Below are 4,164 nucleotides of genomic sequence, written 5' to 3'. Positions count from 1 at the left end.
CTCAAAGTTTCGGGTAATTCCACATTGATCTTCGCATGCTTCCGTATGGTGACGTTGTTGATTCGAAAGGGCATATTTTTGGTTGGCAGCGCTTGCAGGCAATCCTGCTCAATGCCTTGCGTTACGCCTTTCAAGAGCTTTTTCCTGTGCCAATCGAACTGCACAGGTTAATCTGGAATTAGGTGACCAAATTTATGTCCAATCACCCGCCGCTTTTATCTGGAATTGGGTGTCACCTTTGTCTGTAATATCCACTTGTGCGGAAGGGCAAATTTAAAGGGATTGATACCTGTAATCTTTGCAATGCATTCGCCTGAGCGAAGCGCGAAAAAATCCTCGGGCCGCAACGCCGTTCTCTGTTCAACCTTCATCGAAACCGAGGATTTTCCCTCATTCGATACGCTTTCATCCCTCACCCGCCAGCGTCCTATGCCTGTGTTTTCAGCCATGCGCTGCGCAAGCCTTGGGTCCTCAGAGCGGAAGAAAAATTTATTCTGAAAACCCTGAATGATTGTGTTCGCTTCCTTTTCTCCATAGATGGCTTCAAACTGGGTGACCGCCTGTAGCACTACTCCGCGGAGTTTTTTATAGGAGCAGCAACCTGTCGCTTGTTGGGATCTGCATGGACGCTGACATCTTTTTGAATGGTCCGGAATAGCTCACAACGTCAAGGGTTCGAGGATACGAGAAAAAACTCCGCGGAGTAGTGGTAGGCCTCCATGCATAACATAGCCGTCTTTCCGCCCAATATTGAGCTTTTGACTGAACTCAGAGTTATAGCCAATTGACTCAATCTCGTCCTGAATCTCGTGGATGTCGCTTCTTCCTTTGTAATCGCCTCGGCCATAGATGGATTTGCCAGCCAGTGTCACAAGCATTCTGAAAAAATGTTTGGAAGCTTCTCAGTCCTTGTTCTCGGCAATCAGGAAGACCCCGGATCTATCCCCATCATCCCTGGCCCATTTGGAGATACTGCGTGGCTCCGTTCTTCCGTCCTGCTCGGCCCAGTTGCGACGGGCTTACTTTGAAAAGCTGGGCTGGAACGGCATCACAAGCCTCTACGACAAATACAAAATCAATGTACAGTTTGTGTAAACCGCCGCTTACGGAACCGTACGAGCGGTGGTGTGGGAGCTGGGATTGGGAGACTGATCCTGGCTACCCGATCAAAAAAGGCCTCTCCACAAGGGAAAGGCCTGGAAGACTTGGGGTTAGGACATGCGATCAATTTCGGTTGCTACCTTTGCCATTTCCCATGCTCGCCGCGGGTGCAGGAGCAGGGGCTGTACCGGGAGCTGGGGCAGGCTGGTTGGCATTGGCAATCACACAATTATCCATCTGCACTTGGCTCGCGAACATACAGTCCGGAGTGGCCAGGAATTCGCCGACGACCGGGATGGCCACGTTCACTTCAATCCGTGATTGTTCGAGGGCCGTGGACCCCAGAAGACTGAACTCCTGCCGGGAGATGAAACCCTGAGTCCGCAGCGCACTCCATTGGGTTCGGTAGGGTTCGTTGGCCAGGAGACTGTCAAGCGTCGCTTCGCTGATGCCGAGTTCTTCCTTGACATCATTCTTGCTCAAAGAGCGGTTGAAGAAGCGGAACGCCTGGTTCACAGGATCAGGTTTCTTGGGATCGATGCCGAGCTGAGTCAGGGCGTTGAAATAAAAGGCGTTGTCCTTGTCCATGGTGTCTTTGAACGTCTTCTCTTCCGGATAAAGAGTCAGGATACGCTGCGCTTCCTCTTGCGAGAACGCTCCGATGTTGGCGAGAGCGAAGGCGCGGATTTCATCCTTCTTATAGAGAAGACCAGCGTTGTGACAGTTCATACAGGACACACCATTGACGATGGCGGACAGGAACTGTGAAGGCGCATCATTCTGTTTGACGATACTGGTCGGACCTTTGTCGAGAATATCACCCGTGGCGTTGACCAGACGATAGCCGAGCATGCCGTTGGCCAGTTGGAAAATGATCTCACCGCCGTCGTGCTGGAAGGCCTTGGTCTGGCTGATCGGTGCAGGTCCCAGCGGGTTCGAGAAAATGTTTTCAATCGCATCCAAGCGGGCAAAGTCGTAGCTGATCCAGTACGAAAGACCATTGCGCTGGCTGTGACGTTCAATCATGCGGTTCTGGGATGATACACCCGAGTTCTTAAAGCCAGCACGGATCGCGCGGTTGGCATTCAGGTTCGCCAGGATGTCGACGCCAAGGTCAGCATCCAGCTCCGCCTGGGTTGTGCCGAGCTGGAGAAGACGCTCGTAGGGAACGGGCAGCGTGGCTGTCGCGATAAACCAATCAGCGCGCAGAAGATAGTTGGTCGTGCCGGTTTGCGTGCGCATCGTCAGATCGTTCTGGGCAGCCTGAAGGGCCGTCGAATCCGAGACCGTATTCACAAACTGCTGGCTGAAGGGATAGAAATCACTCATCACTGAATCAAAGACGGCGACAGGGATCCCCATTTCATCCAGGCGCAGGCGGTAGATCAGTTTCTTGGCATCCACGGCCACAGGCTTTACAAGGACAGGCGAAGTCGAGAGGCTGTTGACCACTTTCACGAAAGCCTTGCGCATACTTTCCAGGGCCGCTTCATTGGTCCCAACGTTATTCGCAACATGAAAGCTGAAGTATCGGATCTGATTTTGATCCGCGACAGGCACATTCAGCTGCAGGTCCTTTTGAATAATGTCCAGAACCTGTGTGTCCTTCAGAGGAACAACCTGTACAGCTTTCAGGCCGGAGATCCAGCTCTTGATGGTCGCCACGTCTTCCGGCTTCATAGCGCCTGAAGGTGGCATATTGCCTACGGGAGCGAGCTTTGTATAAATAAGAGACTTCTCGGGACTGCCGGGCACGAGATAACGTCCGCTGGCAATCATGGCTTCAACGTTATCCAGACTGCCGAAGTTTCCTTGAACATTGGTGGCGCTATGGCAACTGACACAGGCCTTATCGAGGATGGCCAAAGCCTGGGCCTGGATATCGACGGCCTGCTGCGCAGGTGTTCCCGTCTGGTTGCTCGACTGATTCGTCGCGACTGGAGCAGGGGCCTCGACGTCTTCCTTGGTCTTCGACACAGGAACTCTTGGACTCGAGGAACAGGCGCCGAGCAAGAGAAGAATCATGATCCAGAGACTGTAAACCGTGGCTTTCTTTTCCATGTACCCTTACCTCTAAATATCCGCCAAGCGTTGTGCTAACTGGCATGTGCAAATAAATTATCGGAGATTTTGTGTAAAAGTTGAGGATTGGACACAATTTCATATAAAAATAGTAAGTTGGAAACTCAATATAACTGATTTTTGGTGCAAAAAAATCAGCGGACCAAGCCCGAGATCGGAACCCTGGTGCCTTTGGGGTTTGTGACGGACTGCAGGTTTCGTTATAAACATGAAGACAAAGGTTCGCCTTGCGCACTCTATAAAACATGCTGCTGCTGTCATCGAGACTTCGGGGTTAAGTACAGTTAAGTACCAGGGCCCCGGAAAGAATGACTATAAAATAAGCGGTTAGTTAAAATTATTGGGAAATTTCAGAATTACGGCTTTCGTGAAAGCCTTGATAGTCAGGGGTCTGCTGAAATTCCACGCATTCTTTCCGGGGCCCTGGTTAAGTACGGCTCTGTCGCAACCATTTCCGAGGCCGAAGTGAGTTTCTGAAGGGATTATTCCCTCGACGCAGTTATGCTGTGAGGGCGTAAAACTGCCCGAATGGAGCGAGGCCATGGATATCGATTTGGCCTTTTTTGATCATGGCCATCATCTCAATTCCGGCGATGGTCTTCGCGGCCGACATGAAGGTTTTAAAGCTCAGCATGGGCCTTGTCTTTTGCCTTATGCGCCTATGATCCTGCTCGACGATATTATTGAGATACTTCACCTGCCGGAGCTCAATGTCGGTTGTATATTCAGCATTGAAAGCCCTGAGGCCGCCGGCGTTGGCTCCTGACTTGGCGGTATTGATCTTCCCGGGGACACTGTGCTGACGAATGGCCTTTTTCAAAAACTTCATGGCCGCTTTCCGATCCCGTTTTGTCGATAAAAGAGAGTCTATCGTATCGCCATCCTCGTCCACTGCGCGGTAAAGCCATTTGAGCTTTCCCTTGACCCTGATGGCCAGTTCATCCCAGCGCTAGCTGGCTAATACTGGCTTTTTTCTTTTCC

3 protein-coding genes are annotated in these 4,164 nt (G+C 51.4%); all 3 read right to left on the bottom strand.

From position 1 onward, the window contains the following. Positions 1-215: 215 nt before the first annotated feature. Entirely contained in the window at positions 216-656 is a 441-nt protein-coding gene (locus VE954_RS44285) for a TraM recognition domain-containing protein (RefSeq protein ID WP_414699011.1), read from the bottom strand. A 568-nt stretch (positions 657-1,224) separates the two neighbouring features. Beyond that, entirely contained in the window at positions 1,225-3,162 is a 1,938-nt protein-coding gene (locus VE954_RS16250; protein WP_324954588.1) for a c-type cytochrome domain-containing protein, read from the bottom strand. A 520-nt stretch (positions 3,163-3,682) separates the two neighbouring features. Continuing rightward, positions 3,683-4,120, bottom strand: a complete 438-nt coding sequence (locus tag VE954_RS16245; protein WP_324954590.1) for an IS6 family transposase — start codon at positions 4,118-4,120, stop codon at positions 3,683-3,685. Positions 4,121-4,164 lie beyond the last annotated feature (44 nt).

Source organism: Oligoflexus sp., assembly GCF_035638955.1.
In the GTDB taxonomy this organism is placed as follows: Bacteria; Bdellovibrionota_B; Oligoflexia; order Oligoflexales; family Oligoflexaceae; genus Oligoflexus.
This window is presented reverse-complemented; position numbering and strand designations above follow the sequence as displayed.

What these genes read in the sequence shown, in the direction of transcription:
- VE954_RS16250 (WP_324954588.1), bottom strand. Translation starts at nt 3,162, where the DNA reads ATGGAAAAGAAAGCCACGGTTTACAGTCTCTGGATCATGATTCTTCTC.